The 678-nt window shown below is 74.0% G+C and carries 1 protein-coding gene; it reads right to left on the bottom strand.

Annotated features, from left to right (window positions below):
- Window positions 1-414: nitroreductase family protein (locus KUM32_RS38735; protein ID WP_254406721.1), on the bottom strand; the 414-nt coding region annotated here is incomplete at its 3' end.
- Window positions 415-678: the final 264 nt, after the last annotated feature.

Here is a 678-nt window from a genome sequence, read left to right as displayed (position 1 = left end):
GAGCAGGGCGACGTGCGGGGCACCGTAGAACCGCAGGCTCTCCCGGTTCACCGCCGCCCGCCCGGCCAGATCGTCCCGGGCGACGCCCATGGCCTGGTACATCACGGCCCCAGCCCGGCTGCGCCGCTCCTGGTGGACACCGGTGTACATGGCGTCGTCGTACGCGAAGTCGAGGGACAGTCGGCCCGCGTCGGCGGCGGCCAGCAGGTCGCGGCTGAGCCGCTCCCGCGCCACCCCGCTGACGACCTCGACCTGCCAGGGCTGGGTGTTGGAACTGGACGGCGCCGCGCCGGCCAGCGCGAAGACGCTCCGCAACGTCGCGTCGGGCACGGGGTCGGGCCGGTAGGCGCGCACGGCGCGGCGGGAGCGGATGAGGTGCTCGGCGTACTCCGGCCTGAGGTCGGTCATGGTCATGAGGGCACTCCTGGTGGGTGGGTGAGTGGTGAGTGACTGACTCGGTGAGTGAGTGAGCGGCTGGGTGACTGGGTGACTGGTGGCTGGGGTGATAAACGCGCATATAACGCCGTGGAGTGGGCGCGCCCGGACAGCGGGTGCGCGGATACGCGGGGCGCGGACGAGTGGGTGCCGGGCGTGCGGCAGCGCGGGGCGGCGCCCGGCGGCTCAAGGCGACGGGCGGGGCCGGTCAGGGTGAGGGGTTCGGCCGCGCGGCAGCGGAGC

Source organism: Streptomyces sp. AC627_RSS907, assembly GCF_019049165.1.
This window is presented reverse-complemented; position numbering and strand designations above follow the sequence as displayed.